The following is a 17,092-nucleotide window of genomic DNA, read 5'->3' on the forward strand; positions in this document are numbered from 1 at the left end:
TGAATTAGAAAGGAGCGCACATGTCTCTGTCCAGCGCTTTGTCCAATGCTTTGTCTGGCCTGACGGCCTCAGCCCGTGGGGCTGGGGTGGTCTCGTCCAACATTTCGAATGCCATGAATGACGGGTACGCCACCCGAGAGCTTTCCCTGTCCGCACGTACCGGCGGCGCAAGTGGCGGCGTATCCATCAATGGGGTAACCCGGCTGGTGGACCAGGCACTGTTGGGTGACCGGCGCCATGCAGACAGTACGCAAGCTGCGGCTCAGGTAACAAGTGGGTATTTGGACCGGCTTTCGACGGTGATTGCCGACCCCACCAAGCCCAGTTCGCTGACGTCTCTTGTGGCTGATTTTGAGTCTGATTTGATTGCCGCCGCCAGCTTGCCGGAATCCGAAACCCGCCTGCAATCCGTATGGAATTCGGCCACTGCGATCGCGGATTCGCTGCATAGCATGTCCCAAAGCGTTCAGTCCCTGCGGGCCGAAGCCGACAACGCTATTGATACCCAAATCGCCAAGCTGAATCTCGCGCTCGAAAATGTTGAGCAGCTAAACAAAGATATCATCGCCGCAACAACGCAGGGCCGGGACACTGCGGGCCTTATGGATCAGCGCCAAGCCGAGATCGACACGATCTCGCAAATGGTTCCCGTTCAGGAACTTCAGCGCGACATGGGCACTGTCGCGCTGATGACGCCCGGAGGCGCTGTTCTACTGGATGGGCAAGCGGCCGAGCTAAGCTTTACGCCCAACAATACAGTTGTCGCGCATATGTCTTTGGAAAACGGGTTGCTGTCCGGCCTGCAGATCAATGGATCGGATGTTTCCACAGCTGACGGCGGCGCGATGTCCGGCGGGTCTTTAGGCGCGCTTTTTACCGTCCGCGATGAACTGCTGCCGGAAATCCAGTCCGAATTGGACACAATTGCCCTGGACTTGATCGAGCGGTTTGGCACTGGTTTTGATGACAGTCTGCCCCCCGGAGAGCCCGGCCTGTTCTGGGATGATGGCGCTACGGCTGGCGTAACAACGGGTCTTGCTTCTCGGATCGGGCTGAATACAGCAGCCGACCCGGATGCAGGCAATCTTTGGCGACTGCGTGATGGCCTTGGCACAACGACAGAAACAGCAGGCGGCAACGCCACGCTTTTGCAGTCAATGCAAGCGGCTTTGAACGCAATTTCCAGCCCGTCTTCGGATGCTTTGGGCAGCGCGTCGCGGGATACCGCAAGCCTGATTTCAGACTTCCTGTCATCTATGGGGCTTCGTGAAACCGAAACCGCACAGGATCTGAGCTTCGCCGCGGCACGCCAATCCGAACTGAAAGAGATGGAACTGGCATTAGGCGTCGATACAGACGCGGAAATGCAAAAGCTTCTATTAATCGAACAGTCCTACGCGGCAAACGCAAAGATCATTCAGGCTGTCGATGAAATGCTTCAACAATTGATGGAGATCGGCTGATGAAATTGGTTTCAATGGGTGATCTGGCTCAGACTTTCGCCTTGCGACGGCAGAACTCTTCCCTAAGTGCCGAAATCGCAAAGCTGACAGAGGAGCTGGCCTCGGGCAGAACAACAACACCTGCAACACATTTGGCTGGCGATTACCGTTACCTGTCTGACATCGAACATAGATCCAAAACTGCACAAGCCTATGAAACAGCAACGAATGAGGCCAAAGGCCTCACGACAGCGATGCAGGCCGCTTTGGAGAATGTCCAAAATACAAGCGAGACACTTGCCGCAGATCTTCTGAGCGCCGGCCACGCCACACAAGAGACCTGGAACACTCTGTCGTCCCAGGCAGAGCAACAATTCTCGACGGTTATCAACTCGCTGAATACGAGCTACGCTGGACGTTCGGTTTTTGCGGGGGACATAACAAATGGCCCCGCTCTCGCCAGCGCGGATGACATTTTGACAGCACTGCGCACCGCCATCGCCGGTGCGAGTACCTATGACGATATTCAGCAAGCCGTAAACGATTGGTTTATGTCAGACGCCGGCTTTGGCACCACAGCCTATCAGGGATCTGACCAAAACCTGGCACCTCTCAAACTCGGAGAGCAAGACACGATCCATTTGGATTTGCGGGCGGACGCAAGCGAATTGCGCAGCTTGATGGCGGATATGGCCCTGGCCGCAATCAGTCAGGATTACGCGGACCAAGGTTTCCAACAGGATCTTCTGGTGCAATCTGGCATGAATTTGCTGGAGGAACAGGACAACCTCACGGGGCTACGCGCTGATCTGGGTTTCGCAGAGGAACGCATCGAAGAAATCGGCGTCGCCCTATCCGCAGAACAGCTGTCTTTGCAGTACGCCCGCGAAACGCTGCTGGGTGTCGATGAATACCAAACCGCCACAGAACTGGAGAACGCGCAGTTCCAACTTGAAGCGCTCTACACCCTAACCGCCCGCCTGTCTGGGCTATCACTGGTTAACTATCTGTAATGAAAAAAATTCTTGCAATTCTGACACTCGTTCTGTGTGCCATCCAATCGACGGCCGCCGCCAATACCATTCGCCTGAAGGATCTGGTCGAATTTGATGGGGTCCGTGGGAATGACTTGGTTGGATATGGCTTGGTGGTTGGTTTGAACGGCACTGGCGATGGTTTGCGCAACGCTCCGTTCACCGAAGAAATCATGTCAAACATTCTGGAAAGGTTAGGCGTCAATGTCGCAGGCGAGCAGTTCCGCCCCAAAAATGTCGCCGCCGTGTTTGTGACTGCCTCGCTACACCCCTTTGCGCGAACGGGTTCTCAAATAGACGTAACAGTTTCCGCAATTGGAGATGCAAAAAGCCTGCTTGGCGGCACGCTTGTCATGACACCTCTCAATGCGGCTGACGGACAGATCTATGCTGTGGCCCAGGGCACTGTGATAGCTGGCGGCGCCTCGGCTGAAGGTGCAGCGGCAAGCGTCGTACAAGGTGTCCCCACCTCTGGCGTCATCCCATCAGGAGCCCGCGTAGAGAGAGAAGTCGATTTCGAATTCGCCTCTCTGACCAGCCTGCGGCTTGCACTCAGAGAGCCAGATTTCACCACCGCCGGTCGAATCGAACGCGCAATCAACAAGGATTTCGGTAAACGCGTGGCGCTTATGCTGGACGCCGGCACTGTACAGCTGGACATCACAGCAACACGTATGCGTTCACCAGCACATACCCTTGGGCGCATCGAGAATATCTCGATCCAACCAGAGAGAAAGGCACGAGTCGTCGTAGATCAGCGATCCGGCACAATCGTCATGGGGGAAGACGTCAGAATTTCCCGAGTTGCGGTGTCGCAAGGCAACCTGACACTACGAATCCAAGAAGCCCCCGTTGCGGTTCAACCGAACCCATTTTCTGAGGGCGAAACGGTGGTCGTTCCTCGGTCTCGCACAGAATTGGAAGAGGAAGATGGCCCTCAATTAGCCGAAGTCGATGGCGGAGCATCTCTGTCTGAGGTTATTTCCGGGCTGAATGCCCTGGGCGTCTCACCCAGGGACATGATCGACATCCTCAAAAGCATCAAAGCAGCAGGCGCCTTGCACGCAGAATTCGTAGTTCGCTAATCAGAAGTAGCCAGTGACCAGAGCACTGGCTACCAAAGACCATCCATCGGCGATGACAAAGAAAGCCAGCTTGAATGGCAGCGAAACAACGGCAGGCGGCACCATCATCATCCCCATCGACATCAAGATCGCAGCAACAACTAGATCGATGATGACGAAAGGAAGAAAAACCAAAAAGCCAATCTGGAATGCACGCGCAATCTCAGACAACAGGAAGCTTGGCATCAAAATGGAGAGAGGGGCCTCTTGCGCCGCTCCAATTCCGGAATCTAACCCGCGCAAATCTGAAATTTGTTGAAAAGTTTCCGCATCCAATCGGGCAGCCATAAAAATTCTAAAGGGCTGGATTGCACGCTGAAAAGCTGCTTCCAGCTCAATTCTATTTTCAAGCAGGGGCGCAATCCCTTCGCTCCAGCTTTTTATGAACACAGGCTCCATAACAAAATAGGTAAGGAACAGTGCCAAACTGACGATCATCATGTTTGGCGGTGCCTGTTGCAGGCCAATCGCCTGTCTAAGAATAGACAAAACCGTCACCAGAAATGGGAAACATGTTAACATGATTGCGATTCCAGGTGCCAAACTTAGTACCGATATTAACAGGAATAACTGAATAGAGCGTCCCGTCATTGAATCTTCGCCAAAGTCTATGCTGATGCTTTGTGCTTCGGCAGTTACAGGTAAACAGACCAGAAAGATTCCAAAAAGGAACGCTAATTTTTTCACTTTGAGCTCTCCTGCATCGACGACACTTCAGTCAGACGAACGGCCAAATTGCCTTTTTGTTCACCAGGTAATTCCTCCAATTGGCCGCGCGCGATAAGCCGATCACCGATATAAAGCTCGACAGGATCCTCGACGCGTTTGTCGAGTGGCAAAACCGAGTTTTCCTCAAGCGCGAGCAAGTCCCGGATCAGCGGGCGCGCTTTGCCGACGGATATTGTGATCTCCACTGGCACAGAGGAAAATGGATTCTGTTTGGGGCTTGTGCTGTCTTTAGCTTCATCCATGGCTGGACATCCTTTCAGTTTCATTTCCAAATGCTTCAATCGCTTCCGTCAGTTCAACGATCACCTGGTGCAGATCGATGCTCCGCTCTTGCGTTTTGTTTGAAATCTCAACCTGACCGCGCACAAGAGCCGGTTTTGTCTTTATTTGAAGCGATGCTCCGCCAAAGTTCTTTGCAACAGACTCGATCGAAGCGCGATCTGCTTCGGAAACAGCCAGCGTAAGCGTGTCCCCCAAGTGTTCAGCCGCCAAAGCCGAGAGCTGCTCAGACACAAGCAGAGGCAACGACACATCACCCATTTGTGGCAAAACCGTTTCAGCGATCTGCTGAAACAGCGGGCGCAAAGATTTCAAGACTTGGGTCTGCGCTTCGACAAATGTAAACGACATTTGCTGCAAAGATTCCGCAAGCTCATTGCTCACACGCGTGTGGTCTTCTGCATGAGCTTTGGCCGAGTCTTCCCACCCGGCTTGATAGCCCTGCTCGAATGCCTCAAGCTGATGCTCTTCAAGAGTGGCATCCGTCAGTACCGGGTCAGGCCCGCTGCCGTGATATTTGCCAAAATCCTGCAAGAGATGAGTAATCGCCATCACGCTCTCTCCTCTTCATCCTCCAGCCAACTCCTTAGAATCTCGACTGTTTCGTCACGGCGGTCATTGATCAGGCCGCGCAACCGCTCGACTGCGTCTTCTTGAGTCTGGGCGCTAACCGCAGCAATTGCTGTATCCGAGCTGACGACAGGAAGATCCGAAAGATCAGCCTCGCTATCGTCGATTTCACCAGTCAATGCGGGCGGCGAGGATTCGGCCGGCGGCAATGCCGGGGCGGGCGCAGGCAGTGGGGCTTTGGACAGAATCGGGCGCAAAACAAACAGCCCCATGATCAAGGTCACAAGCGCCACGACCGCAAGTTTGACGATGCTCATCACATCCAGCGGGGGCAGAGTGAACAAACTTGAGCTCGCCTCGGTTCCCAGGGGGACGACCGGCTGAAAAATAAGTGATTTCATAGTGATAACGTCACCACGCTCGGCGTCGAACCCAACAGCAGAGGCCACCAGTTCCTTCAACGCATCCAGCTCTTCCTGAGGACGCAATTGCAGGCTTTGCTCTCCTTGATCATCCGTCACCAGGGCACCGTTCACCAACGCGGCCACGGTCAGCCGTTTAACGGATCCGGGTGCGCGAATAATCTCACGCTGCGTCTCGGAAACCTCGTAGTTCACGCGCTCGCGCGTCTGACTGGTCTGCGCCGAAGAATTTCCGTCCCCGCCCGCTTCACCATCCGGAAGGTTCGAGGCAATCGTCACGTCCCCGCCAGCGGCATTCTTGGAATTATTCGTGCTCTCTTCGGTATCCGAGCTGACCAAAACCCGCCCGTTCGGATCAAAGGTGCGCTGACGGATCGATTCGCTTTCGGTTATGGTTTCGACGGAAACTTCTACAACTGCGTTTCCGGGGCCCACACGCGCCTCCAGAATTCGTTGCACCCGGTCTTTCAGTTCGGCAGACCGATCATCGCCAGCCGCAGGGACGGCTGTTTCATCGGCACTGATCAGGCCCCCACTACTATCTATGATTGCAACATCGCTTGGTTCCAGCCCTGACACCGCCGAGGCCACAAGAAAGCGCAACGCTTTGGCATGGTTCGCCGTCAGCCCGCCCGTCGCATCCACCGAAACAGAGGCCGTCGGCCGTAGATCCCGCTGAAAGGGGTTATTGGCAGTGTTGGCAATATGAACGCGCGCCTTGGTGATACTGGGGCTGGCCAGCATCGTACGGGCCAGTTCACCCTCTTTGGCGCGCCAATACGCAGCATTGAACATCTGGGCCGTCGTGCCAAAGCCCGTCAGATTATCCAGCAGTTCATACCCACTGCTGCTATTGGCTGGCAGCCCCTCACTGGCCAGGGTCATGCGCAGTTCATCCCGACGCGTATCAGGGACAAAAATCGAGCCCCCCCGCACCTGATAATCCACCCCGCGCTGTTCCAGCGCTTGCACCACATCCCCCGCGGCCGAGCTTTCCAGTCCCGCATAAAGCAGCACCATATTCGGCGCCGACACGATTCGGGACATCGCCAGGATCGAGGCGAACATGGCCACGGTAGCCAGTCCAACAAGGATTCTTTTGCGCATATCCAGCGCTGACCAGACTTGTAGAAGCTGTTGCACGACATTCCTCCGTCACAGCGGGCGTTCTGCCCTGTGTCAGCGACTTTCCATCATCAGCCTTAACAATCGGTTAGTTCCTCTCGGGCTATTGAGGATTTGTTCAAACAAACGAGGACGACCATGACGGCGACCGAGGCTCCTGAAGAAGAAATCACGAAGAAATCGTCAAAACTGCCTATGATCATTGGGGTTTTCCTGGCTGTGGCTGGTGGCGGTGGCGGCTTTTTCGCGGCGCAATCCGGGATGTTGCCCTTTGGCGAATCGTCTCATGCGGCAGAGCATGAGGCATCTGCAACGCATGACGAAAAAGACGGAAACGGCCAGCCGATGGATGCCGCCAGCGACGTTTCCTTTGTCCCGATCGACCCGCTTTTGATCTCGCTCGGCCCGCGGGCAACCGCGCAGCACCTGCGCTTCAAAGGGCAGGTCGAAACGCCCTCGGAATACGCCAAAGAGGTTGAAATGTTGATGCCGCGCATCGTGGACGTGTTGAACAGCTATCTGCGTGCGGTCGACGAATCGGATTTGGAGAAACCCACATCTCTGGTGCGTCTTCGCGCACAGATGTTGCGGCGCGTGCAGATCGTTGTCGGGCAGGATCGCGTGAACGACCTGCTGATCATGGAATTTGTCCTGAACTAAGAGGAAATGGGAATGGAATTTATCGCGGACGTTTTGCTGGTTGCTGGCGCGCTAGGGGCCGGTTTCTATTGCTTTATTCTGGCCAGACGCCTGAGCAGATTCAACGATCTGGAAAATGGGGTTGGCGGGGCTGTTGCGGTGCTGTCCTCGCAGGTGGATGACCTGACGAACACACTAAAGGCGGCCCAGTCGGTGGCAGATTCGTCAACGGAATCACTTGATGGATTGACCGACCGGGCCGAGCAGGTCGCCAAGCGGCTTGAGCTTTTGGTTGCCTCTATGCACGACCTGCCGGACACGCCCCCTGCACAACCCCAGGCAGAACCGCAACCCGAAGCGATGTTCTTCCGCCACGGTCAGGAAGGAAGGCAGCTATGAGCAAACGAAAACGGCGCGGCGCACGCGTGGGCCGGGGCTCTTTGTCGGTCATTGCCTGCTTGCTCTTGGGGTCGGCGATTCTGCGGATAACCACGGGCGCGGATGAGGCCTGGGCCAAAGCCGAAGAGCATTTCCAAGCACAACCCGGCACTTTGCAAACCTCTTTGGCACCAGAACCCGTACAGACCCAGGAATGTAAAACCGAAGGCGAGCTTGAAGCGATGCTCCAGGCCTTCTCAGCCCGCGAAGAGCAGCTTGATGAGCGCGAAGCAAAGCTCGAAGAGCGTATGAGCACATTGGCAATCGCAGACCGCGAAATCACAGCGCGTTTGGCTGAGCTGCGGCAAATCGAGGCTGAACTGAGCCGCACCCTGGCCGTAGCGGATCAAGCCGCCGAACGGGACATCGGTCAACTGGTCGCCGTCTACGAAAACATGAAACCCAAAGATGCAGCCGCCCTGTTTGAAGAAATGGACCCGAATTTCGCGGCCGGCTTTCTGGCGCGCATGCAGCCCGAAGCCGCCGCAGGCGTGCTGGCCGGGCTTAGCCCGAATGCGGCGTACACCATTAGCGTGGTGTTGGCCGGCAGAAATGCCGAGGTACCCAAAGAGTGAAAATCCCCTGTTAACCCAAAACGTCCAAACTGAGATTTCCACACACGGAGAAAAATAACATGTTCGGCCTGATCGGGATCGTCGTAATTTTTGCCATGGTTTTCGGTGGCTACCTGGCAGCAGGCGGCAAACTTGGAATCATCCTTAAATCCCTGCCGTTTGAAATGATGATGATCGGAGGCGCCGCTGTCGGGGCATTCCTGATCAGCAATGACCTCGCTGGGATCAAACATACAGTCAAAGACATTGGAAAGGTCTTCAAAGGCGCCAAATGGAAGAACGAGGATTATAAAGACCTGCTTTGTCTGCTCTTTGAACTGATCCGCGTCGCCCGTTCCAACCCCGTTGGTCTGGACGAGCATATCGAGTCGCCTGAAGAATCCTCAATTTTTGGAAAATATCCCAAGATCTTAACTGACAAAGAAGCCGTGAACCTTATATGTGACACGCTTCGGTCTGCTGCGATGAACTATGACGACCCGCATCAAGTTGAAGAGGTTCTGGAAAAACGGATGGAAGCGAACCATCATCACGCTCTCCACTCCAGTCACGCTCTGCAAACTGTTGCCGATGGCCTTCCCGCACTTGGCATTGTTGCAGCGGTTTTGGGCGTTATCAAAACTATGGGGTCGATTGATCAACCCCCTGAAATTTTGGGGAAAATGATTGGTGGCGCATTGGTCGGGACATTTTTGGGCGTTTTTCTGGCCTACGGCCTGGTCGCACCTTTTGCTTCCAAAGTGAAAGCAGTCGTTGAAGAAGACGGCCACTTTTACCATCTCATTCGAGAAGTGCTGGTGGCAAACCTGTACAACCACCCAACAAACATGTGCATCGAAGTCGGCCGTCAAAACACCCCCTCTCATCATCGCCCCAGCTTCACAGATCTGGAAGAAGCCCTAAAGACAATAAAACAAGAGGCAGCCTGAGTATGAGGTTTCTGCGCGCCGCTCTGTGTATTATTTTACTGGCCTCACCGCCCGCGTTTGCTGATGCCGTGCGCGTTTTGGGGGGTGAACATGCGGATTTTACGCGGCTTGTCCTGCATTTGCCAAGCGAATTGAACTGGTCGCAAAAAAAGACCGAGAACTCAGTTTCACTCGTGATGTCTGGGCAAGATACCACATTCGATATCAGCAAAGCATTCGAACGCATTCGCCGTGATCGTATCAGTTCTCTGGCCGCGACACCTGGCGTTCTGGAAATTAGTCTCGGCTGCCAATGCGAGGTTTCCATCTATCGTACCGGCCAACGAATGTTGGTCGTTGACGTGCGATCAGAACCTGAAAACCAGGCACTGCCGCCGCCTCGGCCGAGTGTACTGGGTAGTCTTAAAAGAAGCGAAGTTAGCCCGCCCAAACACAAGATGGCTGAGGAAAATTTTACACAGGCCCAAAACAGCACAATAGAGAAGCCTCATCCTCAGGTCCAAGGCACCGAGCGCAAACTGCTGGAGCAACTCTCCCGTGCAACCAATATGGGCTTGTTGGAACTCTCACCCTCACCGCCTCAAAAGCAGCCAAACAGCAATACGATACCTTTGAACGACGCGCCGAAAGCAATCCCGCGATCAAATGTTACCTCCAATTTGCCCGTCCATAGCGCGCTCCAAAATTTGATGAATACACCAGATGTTTCAGATAGCGGGATCGAATGTATCGCGGACACTAGGCTTGAAATCGCTGATTGGCAGGTTGGTGAAAATTTCCCGGATGGCCTCTCAAAACTAAGAAAATCCCTTGGTGGAGAGATAACACCAATCAATCAAGAGAGCGCCCTTCGCATGGTGCGCCACTACTTGTCCTATGGCTTTGGTGCCGAGGCAATCGCGCTTCTGCGGGAAATGGAAAACTCTGAGGATGGCCCTCTACTTGAATCAATGGCCATGACGATTGACCAGATAGAGGGGGTGGCCCCAATCAACTGGAACGCCCTGACGACCTGTAAAGGCAGAATCCTATTGTGGGCCTTGGCATCTGGCGGGGATTTCAGGGATTTGGATACAAAATCCGTGGCGCTTAATTTCACCTATCTGCCCGAGGATCTTCAAAATCTTCTGGGGCCGCGTATCGCCGAACGACTGTTAAAACTCAGCGCGAAAGAAGAGGCGGATTTCATACTTGGGAATGTGGCGCGTCAGCAAATGCGCGAAACGGCTGAATACCATTTTGCAAACGCTAAATCACACCTCCATGAGGGTAACGCACCCAAAGCAACTGCCGAATTTTCAGCAACGGTCCAATCAGAAGCACCGATTTCAGCGGAGGCACTCATTCAGCTCATTCTGACTGAACTGGATGCAAAGCGTCCGGTATCGGATGAAACACTCGAGCTGTTGATCGGCTACGCATATCAATACCGAGATGAGGAAATCGCTCAAAGGCTCAATCGAACCTTGTTTTCTGCGCAGCTTGCGGCAGGACATTTCGCAGATGCCTGGACACTGCGCGAAACTTTTGATCCGGACAAAGCGCCAACAATCAACGTAGAGACCGAGTTTTTAACAGCGCTTGTCGAAGCCGCGCCGGACTTTGAATTCATGCGCTATAGCACGTCGCTGGCAGATCAAGCTGATGGATTGCCTCCAGGATTATCTCTTTCTGTCGCGCGCCGTTTCTTAGACCTTGGCTTTCCCGATATGGCGTCCAAATATTTGAATAGGGTTTCAGGCCCATCTGTTCAGCGTGACCGTCGCCTGTTGCAAGCCGAGATTTTACTGGCCACTGGTAACCACCTTGCCGCCAAGGCTGAGCTTTTGGGCCTGCGCGGCGAGGATGTTGATCAGCTCCTGACACGGGCAAGATCTGCCGAGCCACCAAACAGGCAATTTCCCGCCCCTCCTGAGAAGCCCCCGTTGCGCCAGGCTCCCTCGACTTTGGCTGAGGGTCATGACGCCTTGAACAAGAGTCGCGAACTACGCAGTCGCCTAGAGGAAATTCTTGCCCAAACCTCAACGAATTTCTGATGATCACCACGCCGGATAGAATCGCCAATTAACGTGACCGAATGATCCTGTACGACGCGCCTGACCGAATCGGCCCCTTGATCGCGGTTTCTGAGCCATCCGGCCAGCGAACAGTCAAAGCCTTGGCCGTCATCGCCGTCCCTAGGCCAAAATGCGCGACAGGCGCGTCGAATGACATAAAACCACCCCCCAATTGCACTTCGCGCAGGGCTTTGCGCCCATCATCCATGGTAAGAGCAATCTGCGCCCCGATACCATCTCGGTTTCCAACCGTGTCATGCAGCGAAACCGAAATCGCCTGCGCCTGGTTGTTATTTCGGAAGAGAACAATCGGCCCGTTCACAGTGTGGGTTAGCACATCCAAATCACCGTCATTGTCCATATCGAACTGAAGTGCTGCGGCGGTCATCAGATAATCCTCTAGGCCATAAGGGCCGCTGGCCTCACGAAAATGCCCGTTTCCATCATTTTCAAAAAACAGGTTAGAGGGCGACACCTCGTTCGGCACCCAGGTTCCATTCACAACATAGACATCCAAATCACCATCATTGTCAAAATCACCCAGCTTGGTATCCCAGCTCCACCCCCCGATTTCCAACCCCAATGCGCCGGCCTGATCCAAATATCGGGCCCCATCCCACTGCAACAACACGTTCGAGCGCAGAACCTGCTCTATCGCCTGATCCGCCTCTTGCGCTGTAACGGGGCGCGGCGCTTTGAAGTGGATGTCGCAATAGGCGCGCGGCACCGGCTGCGACGCAGGAATCAGTGCGCAAATAGAGGCATCACGGCGCTGAATCGCCAGATCCTTAACCAGCATCGCTTTGCACTCGGCCTGATACCGCCCGGTCAGCTTCTGACAATTACTGGCGTAGGTCGGGTCAAAATTATTCCCCGACCTGTACCAGGCCTTAATCTGCATGTTCTTCTGGCACAGCGCACGATCCTGAGGATTTTGAATCACGTCACAATAGTGCGCAAGCGGCTGCATCTTCAGCTTTTCGGAAACACCAGAGGACCGCCCGGCAATCTGCGCCAGATAGATTTCCTGCCGTCCATCATTTGTCAGGTCTCCGACTGCGATGGCCATGGTGGTGGTGGTCGTATGCGGAATAAGCGCATCCGACCTGGTGATTTGATGAAAACCACCCTGCCCATCCCCATGATAAAAATAATCCGGAACAGCAAAATCATTGCCCACGATCAAATCCGCCGCGCCATCGTCGTTGATGTCGGAAAACAGCATGGTCAGGGTTTCACCGGGAATGCCGGGCAGCGCGGTAAAATCATCCCCTGTCAGAGTGCCAGCCTGGTTCCACAGGATGCGATTGCGCGATTCTTCGCCGGGGATCCGCCGATACCAGCCTGCTGCCCAGTTTCCCAAAGCGACGTCCAGGTCTCCGTCGCGGTCCGGATCGGCAATCGACAACGCCAGCGTCAGCGGCGTATCGGGGTTGTTCACGACAGGCTGCGCGGGCTGGTGGCCGAACCGGCCTTCGACATTGCGCCACAGATAATTCCCCTGGCCATAGGACGTCAGGAACAAATCCGGCCAGCCATCATTGTCGATATCCGCAAAGGCGGCGTTGAACAGCTCTAGCCCGGTCAGCGGGCCCAGATCGGGGGTCAGACGCGTGAACTGCCCCGTGCCGTCATTTTCATAGAGATAAAGCGTCTGCTCGGTCGAGGCGATGGCGATATCCAGATCTCCGTCGCGATCGAAATCAGCGGCGGCCAGACTGCGGCCTTCCCAATACGGTGGCCACATATCGCGGAAAGAAAACTCCAGCGGTTTGTCGATCCCGTGACTGCGCGCCTCGACACGGGTAAAGGGCAGCGCGTCCGGAGCCGAGGGCGCATTGAACGGAACCGCCTGAATCGTGATGCGATCCGCGTCGGGGCTGACAACCTGCGGCATGAGATCCGGCTCGGCCGTCGCGGCCTGAGCCGCCATCCACGGCGCCGAAACCGCACCTTGCAACATGCGCAGCGCCCGATCCGATTGCCATTGGTGGTATTGATGCACCCCAGACCCCGTGATCGCGCCGCAAATCGCAACCGAGGCCGCCAGCATCCACCCGGCACGCGCGCCCAGGGCCTGCACAACAATCATGAACGAATAAACCGAGAAACTGCCCAGCGTGAACAGCAGCGCCATGACATAGCCATGCTCTAACCCCGAGGCCAGCAACACGCCGGCCATCACCACATCAAACCCGATGGGCACCGGCAGGAAAACCCCGATCACAACCAGGACGGCCAGCACCAGAAAAGAGAACGGCAGATCCATGATCACCTCTCCGGGCAGGGCGACGGCGACAATGGTGCCCAAAATCCCCGCCAACAGCATCAGCGGCACGGTTTTGACGATGATGTACCACAGGTTTTTCGCATAGGTGACGGCGACCCCGATCAGGGCCTGGGGCAGGGTCTCAGCCGAGGGCGCGCCCAGTTCCGCGGCGCTCCATGGGGTGGGCGCGCTGATCTGCTGGTCGGCGGGCAATTGCGTCTGCGGCAGCAACCGGCAGATCACGGGCACCAGCGCCAGGATAATCAACAGGCTGAACGCCACCTTTGTCACCGCCATATAGAACGGCATCAGACTGAACAGCATCGTCAGCACCACCACGTTCAACGTCGGCGAAGCGATCATCGCGCTTAGCGTCGTTTCAGCGCGCAGCCCGCTGGAATACATCCCCCGCGCAATCGGCGCAGCGCAGTTCACACAAACCCCCAGCGGCGTCCCGATCGCCAGCCCCAGAAAGGAATTCGCCAGCCCGCCACGAAAGCTTTTGATGCGCAGGTAGGACACGGCCGTCAGAAAGGCCGCAGCGAACAAAACGCCGAATGTCATGCCTTTTTTATTGGTGTTGATCCAGTTCAGTGTGGACCAGAAAATCCGCTCGAATATCCCCATTTCCGGTGTGATCGGGAACCTCGCTTCAAAGCTCAGCACGTCCTCCAGCTGGATCGCGCCGGACATCATCGCCTTTTCGTTCAGCGCCGGATAACGAGAGCCCGTCCAAAACAGATAGGCCAGAATGGCGACGATCAGCAGCGCCAGAAAGAAGCGTTTTTCATAGGGTTTCCGGATGAACTCGACCATGTTGATCCTAGCGTTGCGACCAATTTATTCCTGCAAACTGGTCTAGAAACTGCGTGTTCTCGCGATAGGCTTCTTCGATCCTCGCGCGTTGCGCGGGCGTAACCTGATCCGGCGTCACCAGCACGTTACGAGAATATTCCGATTTCGCCCGCGCCCTCAGGGTAAATCCGGGAATCCCAAGCTTGGCCAGCAGGGCGGGCAGCTCTGTCTCCAGCCGATCATAGCGCAATATATGCGTCGCCAGACTGACCCGACGCCCCTCTTGCACCTCAGAGTACATGTCCAGATCAATGGTAAACTCTCCGGCTTCGACAAACTCGTCCCAGCTTAGCTGATAGGCCCCGCCGGGATTGTGCAGTTCCGAGTTCCGCCGCATGTGGAAATAGCTGATACATTTCCGCACAGGTTCGCGTTCAACGCAAATCCGCGTCATGGATTGGAATTTCTCTGCCCCTAGCCTGTCGCGTATCAAACTGGCCGGCATGTGATTGAAATAGAGCTGCTCACCCTTTTCGTTTTGGTAATTGCGCGCCTCATGTCCGGGCATCGGCGGAATGATCGGTGTCACGACCGCCCCGGTTTCCAGACGCTGAGAAAGATCCGTTTCAATGCTGGTGCCCGCGGTTTTCCGGGTCTTAAAGAAGATCAGATTGTGATCGAATGAAACCAACGCCATATGCGTGAATCCTTGGGTAATGGTTAGCCGTATCCAAACTGGTCGGCATCTTCTTTGTAGCGGTCCAGCACCAGATCCCGAAGCGCCAGATCCTGCGCCAGTTCTTGTTTCAGCGTGCCGGTTTCCGCAGTTTTGTTTACATGCGGCATCTGGCCGGACACATCTACATTCAAGCCCAGCGCCCGTGTCGTGCGGGCCAGGTCTTCTTCTATTGTTTCGAAACGAATAACATGGTCAGGCTGCGCCACAGCGCCCGCCAGCCGCAACCAGTCCGTCGCGGCCGGTAACTGACCAGAGTCGAGATAGGCCAGAAACGCGGTTTTGCTCCATTCCGGGGGGCGCATCTCAAAGCCTCCGTTCTGGGCGGGCTGCATCCAGCGATGCGGCGAAAAATACCCGGACAAAGCGCGCAAATAGGGATCGCGCACAGAGATTATCACCTGATTTTGCTTTGAAATTCCGGGGCAAGCCTGTTCGTACCGTTCCAGAAAGGCATGTTTTTCCGGAGTAATACTGCCCGTCAGGCCAAACCGATCCACCCCATCCTGATGCCCCGAGACGACCTTCTTATCCTCTGAAAAAGGCAACAGAATCTGCTGAATAGAGTTCCCCCCGGTCTTGCTGACATGGAGGTAGATAAAGGCATGTTTCAACGAATACATTCAGCAATGGATCTTTTGCAGAAAAGTGAATTCGGCGCCATGATAGCGCCGAATTCCTTAGATTCATGTCGCAATAAGCCGCAGGCTTACTGCATCGAGGTCACTTCTTGCAGGCGCTGCTCCAGGGCGGCGATCTGATCCTGCTGTGCCAGTGTGTACAGGGTCAGCTCTTCGACCTTCTCCAGCAGCGACAGCTGCATCGAGGTCAGATCCAGACCGCCTGCGTTGATTTCCGCAGCCGAGGGAATCTTGGGCAGGTGGCTGTTGGCATCAATGAACGCCGCCACTTCGGACAGCGGCATCAGATCGTAATCATCCGCGAACACGTAATCGGGCACGTTCAGCGTGGTGCCACTTGCGACAAAGCTGTCCGCATACATCGACCCCGAGGCCGTCAGGTTGCCCGATTCCGTCAGTTCCAGTTCAACCGCGCCGCTTCCGACATATGAGAAGCGGATAGTTTGGTTCGCCTGAATACGGAAAGCAGCCGCAGTATCCGCCGTGTTGTCCAGGGTAATATTGGTCGGCGCGCTGTTCTCAATCAGGATGTTGCCGCCCCGAACTTCGACCATTTCCGTAGGGGCAGAGTTCGAATCGCTACTTTCAACAATCAGCGAACCGCGGGTGACGTGCAGGGCCGCATCGGGCGATTGTGTGGCCAGACCAATGTCGTTGTCCGACGCGATGAACAGCGCGTTGTTGTCAGCGCCGGGCTTGATTTTGAATGGCAACTGGTTGCCGTTTGTAGCATCACGGATGAAGAAATTCGCTTCGTTACCTGCAATGTCCCAGATCTGCGCCTGGAACCCGTCCGAGCCGTCCTGGTTCAGGCGGATACTGGGGGTGTTGCCGTCAACGATATCAAGTTTCAACACCGGGGTCGCCGTCCCGAACCCGACATTGCCAGACGCGTTAACATACATCGAGTTTGCAGGCGCACCGGCATCCACGCGGAACACATTGCGATTGGTAACCGCGTCTTGGATTGCAAAGTAGTTCGCGCCACCATTGCCGGTATCGTTCACCTGCAAACGCCAATCGTTGCTGGGGAAACTGGCCGAGGCCGAGGTGTCCTCAAACTTCAGGCGGAGGTTGTTTTCTTTAAGGACGATGGTGTCAAACCCAAAGGCCATGCCGTTTGTGCAGTCGAAACCGGCGCAAAGGCTGCCTTGGACGATCACATCGGTGGTAAAGACCTGACCCGCCGAGGCGGTTGCTGCCATCAGGCACAGCGCGCAGGCGCTGGTGCCCATCAAGGCCATGGATTTTGAAAGAGTGCGTTTCATTTTGTGTCTGTCTCTCTGTA

The 17,092-nt window shown here is 55.3% G+C and carries 16 protein-coding genes; 8 read left to right on the forward strand and 8 right to left on the reverse strand.

Features of this window, described 5'->3' with window-relative positions; translation table 11 throughout:
- Nucleotides 1-20 precede the first annotated feature (20 nt).
- From flgK to ACP15O_RS06880, 3 genes are read left to right on the forward strand one after another with little or no spacing between them, the layout of a single operon-like run.
- The gene (gene flgK, locus ACP15O_RS06870; RefSeq protein ID WP_425095308.1) at nucleotides 21-1,463 is read left to right on the forward strand and encodes a flagellar hook-associated protein FlgK; all 1,443 of its coding nucleotides are present in this window, start codon (nucleotides 21-23) and stop codon (nucleotides 1,461-1,463) included.
- Complete coding sequence (locus ACP15O_RS06875; RefSeq protein WP_425095309.1) at nucleotides 1,463-2,455, forward strand: flagellin; 993 nt, start codon at nucleotides 1,463-1,465, stop codon at nucleotides 2,453-2,455. The genes flgK and ACP15O_RS06875 overlap by 1 nt, the downstream gene beginning before the upstream one ends.
- On the forward strand, nucleotides 2,455-3,561 hold the full coding sequence (locus tag ACP15O_RS06880) for a flagellar basal body P-ring protein FlgI (protein WP_425095310.1): 1,107 nt from the start codon (nucleotides 2,455-2,457) through the stop codon (nucleotides 3,559-3,561). The genes ACP15O_RS06875 and ACP15O_RS06880 overlap by 1 nt, the downstream gene beginning before the upstream one ends.
- Here ACP15O_RS06880 and fliP read toward each other — a convergent pair whose 3' ends face one another.
- Genes fliP through fliF form a run of 4 tightly spaced genes read right to left on the reverse strand, consistent with a single transcriptional unit; the run spans nucleotide 3,562 to nucleotide 6,743 of the window.
- Nucleotides 3,562-4,287, reverse strand: coding sequence for a flagellar type III secretion system pore protein FliP (gene fliP, locus ACP15O_RS06885; protein WP_425095311.1), 726 nt, complete (start codon nucleotides 4,285-4,287; stop codon nucleotides 3,562-3,564).
- Nucleotides 4,284-4,571: a FliM/FliN family flagellar motor switch protein gene (locus tag ACP15O_RS06890; protein ID WP_425095312.1), complete on the reverse strand. Its 288-nt coding sequence runs from the start codon at nucleotides 4,569-4,571 to the stop codon at nucleotides 4,284-4,286. Before ACP15O_RS06890 ends, fliP begins: the two co-directional genes overlap by 4 nt.
- Entirely contained in the window at nucleotides 4,564-5,160 is a 597-nt protein-coding gene (locus ACP15O_RS06895; protein WP_425095313.1) for a FliH/SctL family protein, read from the reverse strand. The genes ACP15O_RS06890 and ACP15O_RS06895 overlap by 8 nt, the downstream gene beginning before the upstream one ends.
- On the reverse strand, nucleotides 5,160-6,743 hold the full coding sequence (gene fliF / locus ACP15O_RS06900) for a flagellar basal-body MS-ring/collar protein FliF (protein ID WP_425095314.1): 1,584 nt from the start codon (nucleotides 6,741-6,743) through the stop codon (nucleotides 5,160-5,162). Before fliF ends, ACP15O_RS06895 begins: the two co-directional genes overlap by 1 nt.
- Before the next feature lie 120 nt (nucleotides 6,744-6,863).
- Between fliF and ACP15O_RS06905 the strand changes: the two genes are divergently transcribed.
- Genes ACP15O_RS06905 through ACP15O_RS06925 form a run of 5 tightly spaced genes read left to right on the forward strand, consistent with a single transcriptional unit; the run spans nucleotide 6,864 to nucleotide 11,342 of the window.
- Nucleotides 6,864-7,385 carry a flagellar basal body-associated FliL family protein gene (locus tag ACP15O_RS06905; RefSeq protein ID WP_425095315.1) on the forward strand — a complete coding sequence of 174 codons (522 nt, stop codon included), beginning with the start codon at nucleotides 6,864-6,866 and terminating at the stop codon, nucleotides 7,383-7,385.
- A 12-nt stretch (nucleotides 7,386-7,397) separates the two neighbouring features.
- Nucleotides 7,398-7,763, forward strand: coding sequence for a hypothetical protein (locus ACP15O_RS06910; protein ID WP_425095316.1), 366 nt, complete (start codon nucleotides 7,398-7,400; stop codon nucleotides 7,761-7,763).
- A 41-nt stretch (nucleotides 7,764-7,804) separates the two neighbouring features.
- Nucleotides 7,805-8,377 carry a MotE family protein gene (locus ACP15O_RS06915; RefSeq protein ID WP_425095317.1) on the forward strand — a complete coding sequence of 191 codons (573 nt, stop codon included), beginning with the start codon at nucleotides 7,805-7,807 and terminating at the stop codon, nucleotides 8,375-8,377.
- A gap of 59 nt (nucleotides 8,378-8,436) precedes the next feature.
- Entirely contained in the window at nucleotides 8,437-9,306 is an 870-nt protein-coding gene (motA, locus tag ACP15O_RS06920) for a flagellar motor stator protein MotA (RefSeq protein WP_425095318.1), read from the forward strand.
- 2 nt (nucleotides 9,307-9,308) lie between these two features.
- Nucleotides 9,309-11,342, forward strand: coding sequence for a hypothetical protein (locus ACP15O_RS06925; protein ID WP_425095319.1), 2,034 nt, complete (start codon nucleotides 9,309-9,311; stop codon nucleotides 11,340-11,342).
- Between the two features lie 28 nt (nucleotides 11,343-11,370).
- Here ACP15O_RS06925 and ACP15O_RS06930 read toward each other — a convergent pair whose 3' ends face one another.
- The 4 genes from ACP15O_RS06930 to ACP15O_RS06945 all read right to left on the reverse strand — a co-directional run bounded on the left by ACP15O_RS06930 (nucleotide 11,371) and on the right by ACP15O_RS06945 (nucleotide 17,072).
- On the reverse strand, nucleotides 11,371-14,448 hold the full coding sequence (locus tag ACP15O_RS06930) for an FG-GAP-like repeat-containing protein (RefSeq protein ID WP_425095320.1): 3,078 nt from the start codon (nucleotides 14,446-14,448) through the stop codon (nucleotides 11,371-11,373).
- A gap of 7 nt (nucleotides 14,449-14,455) precedes the next feature.
- Nucleotides 14,456-15,124: a hypothetical protein gene (locus tag ACP15O_RS06935; protein ID WP_425095321.1), complete on the reverse strand. Its 669-nt coding sequence runs from the start codon at nucleotides 15,122-15,124 to the stop codon at nucleotides 14,456-14,458.
- A 23-nt stretch (nucleotides 15,125-15,147) separates the two neighbouring features.
- A complete protein-coding gene (locus tag ACP15O_RS06940; RefSeq protein ID WP_425095322.1) occupies nucleotides 15,148-15,786 on the reverse strand; it encodes a sulfotransferase family 2 domain-containing protein in 639 nt (212 codons plus the stop codon).
- An 86-nt stretch (nucleotides 15,787-15,872) separates the two neighbouring features.
- Nucleotides 15,873-17,072: a hypothetical protein gene (locus tag ACP15O_RS06945; RefSeq protein WP_425095323.1), complete on the reverse strand. Its 1,200-nt coding sequence runs from the start codon at nucleotides 17,070-17,072 to the stop codon at nucleotides 15,873-15,875.
- Nucleotides 17,073-17,092 lie beyond the last annotated feature (20 nt).

Origin of the sequence: Youngimonas ophiurae (nom. illeg.) (assembly GCF_049803795.1) — a bacterium.
Taxonomy (GTDB): Bacteria; Pseudomonadota; Alphaproteobacteria; order Rhodobacterales; family Rhodobacteraceae; genus Thalassobius.

Excerpts from the sequence above, each read along its gene's own strand:
- flgK (WP_425095308.1), top strand. The coding sequence starts at position 21 with ATGTCTCTGTCCAGCGCTTTGTCCAATGCTTTGTCTGGCCTGACGGCC.
- ACP15O_RS06875 (WP_425095309.1), top strand. The coding sequence starts at position 1,463 with ATGAAATTGGTTTCAATGGGTGATCTGGCTCAGACTTTCGCCTTGCGA.
- ACP15O_RS06880 (WP_425095310.1), top strand. The coding sequence starts at position 2,455 with ATGAAAAAAATTCTTGCAATTCTGACACTCGTTCTGTGTGCCATCCAA.
- ACP15O_RS06890 (WP_425095312.1), bottom strand. The coding sequence starts at position 4,571 with ATGGATGAAGCTAAAGACAGCACAAGCCCCAAACAGAATCCATTTTCC.
- ACP15O_RS06895 (WP_425095313.1), bottom strand. The coding sequence starts at position 5,160 with ATGGCGATTACTCATCTCTTGCAGGATTTTGGCAAATATCACGGCAGC.
- ACP15O_RS06905 (WP_425095315.1), top strand. The coding sequence starts at position 6,864 with ATGACGGCGACCGAGGCTCCTGAAGAAGAAATCACGAAGAAATCGTCA.
- ACP15O_RS06910 (WP_425095316.1), top strand. The coding sequence starts at position 7,398 with ATGGAATTTATCGCGGACGTTTTGCTGGTTGCTGGCGCGCTAGGGGCC.
- motA (WP_425095318.1), top strand. The coding sequence starts at position 8,437 with ATGTTCGGCCTGATCGGGATCGTCGTAATTTTTGCCATGGTTTTCGGT.
- ACP15O_RS06925 (WP_425095319.1), top strand. The coding sequence starts at position 9,309 with ATGAGGTTTCTGCGCGCCGCTCTGTGTATTATTTTACTGGCCTCACCG.
- ACP15O_RS06930 (WP_425095320.1), bottom strand. The coding sequence starts at position 14,448 with ATGGTCGAGTTCATCCGGAAACCCTATGAAAAACGCTTCTTTCTGGCG.
- ACP15O_RS06935 (WP_425095321.1), bottom strand. The coding sequence starts at position 15,124 with ATGGCGTTGGTTTCATTCGATCACAATCTGATCTTCTTTAAGACCCGG.
- ACP15O_RS06940 (WP_425095322.1), bottom strand. The coding sequence starts at position 15,786 with ATGTATTCGTTGAAACATGCCTTTATCTACCTCCATGTCAGCAAGACC.
- ACP15O_RS06945 (WP_425095323.1), bottom strand. The coding sequence starts at position 17,072 with ATGAAACGCACTCTTTCAAAATCCATGGCCTTGATGGGCACCAGCGCC.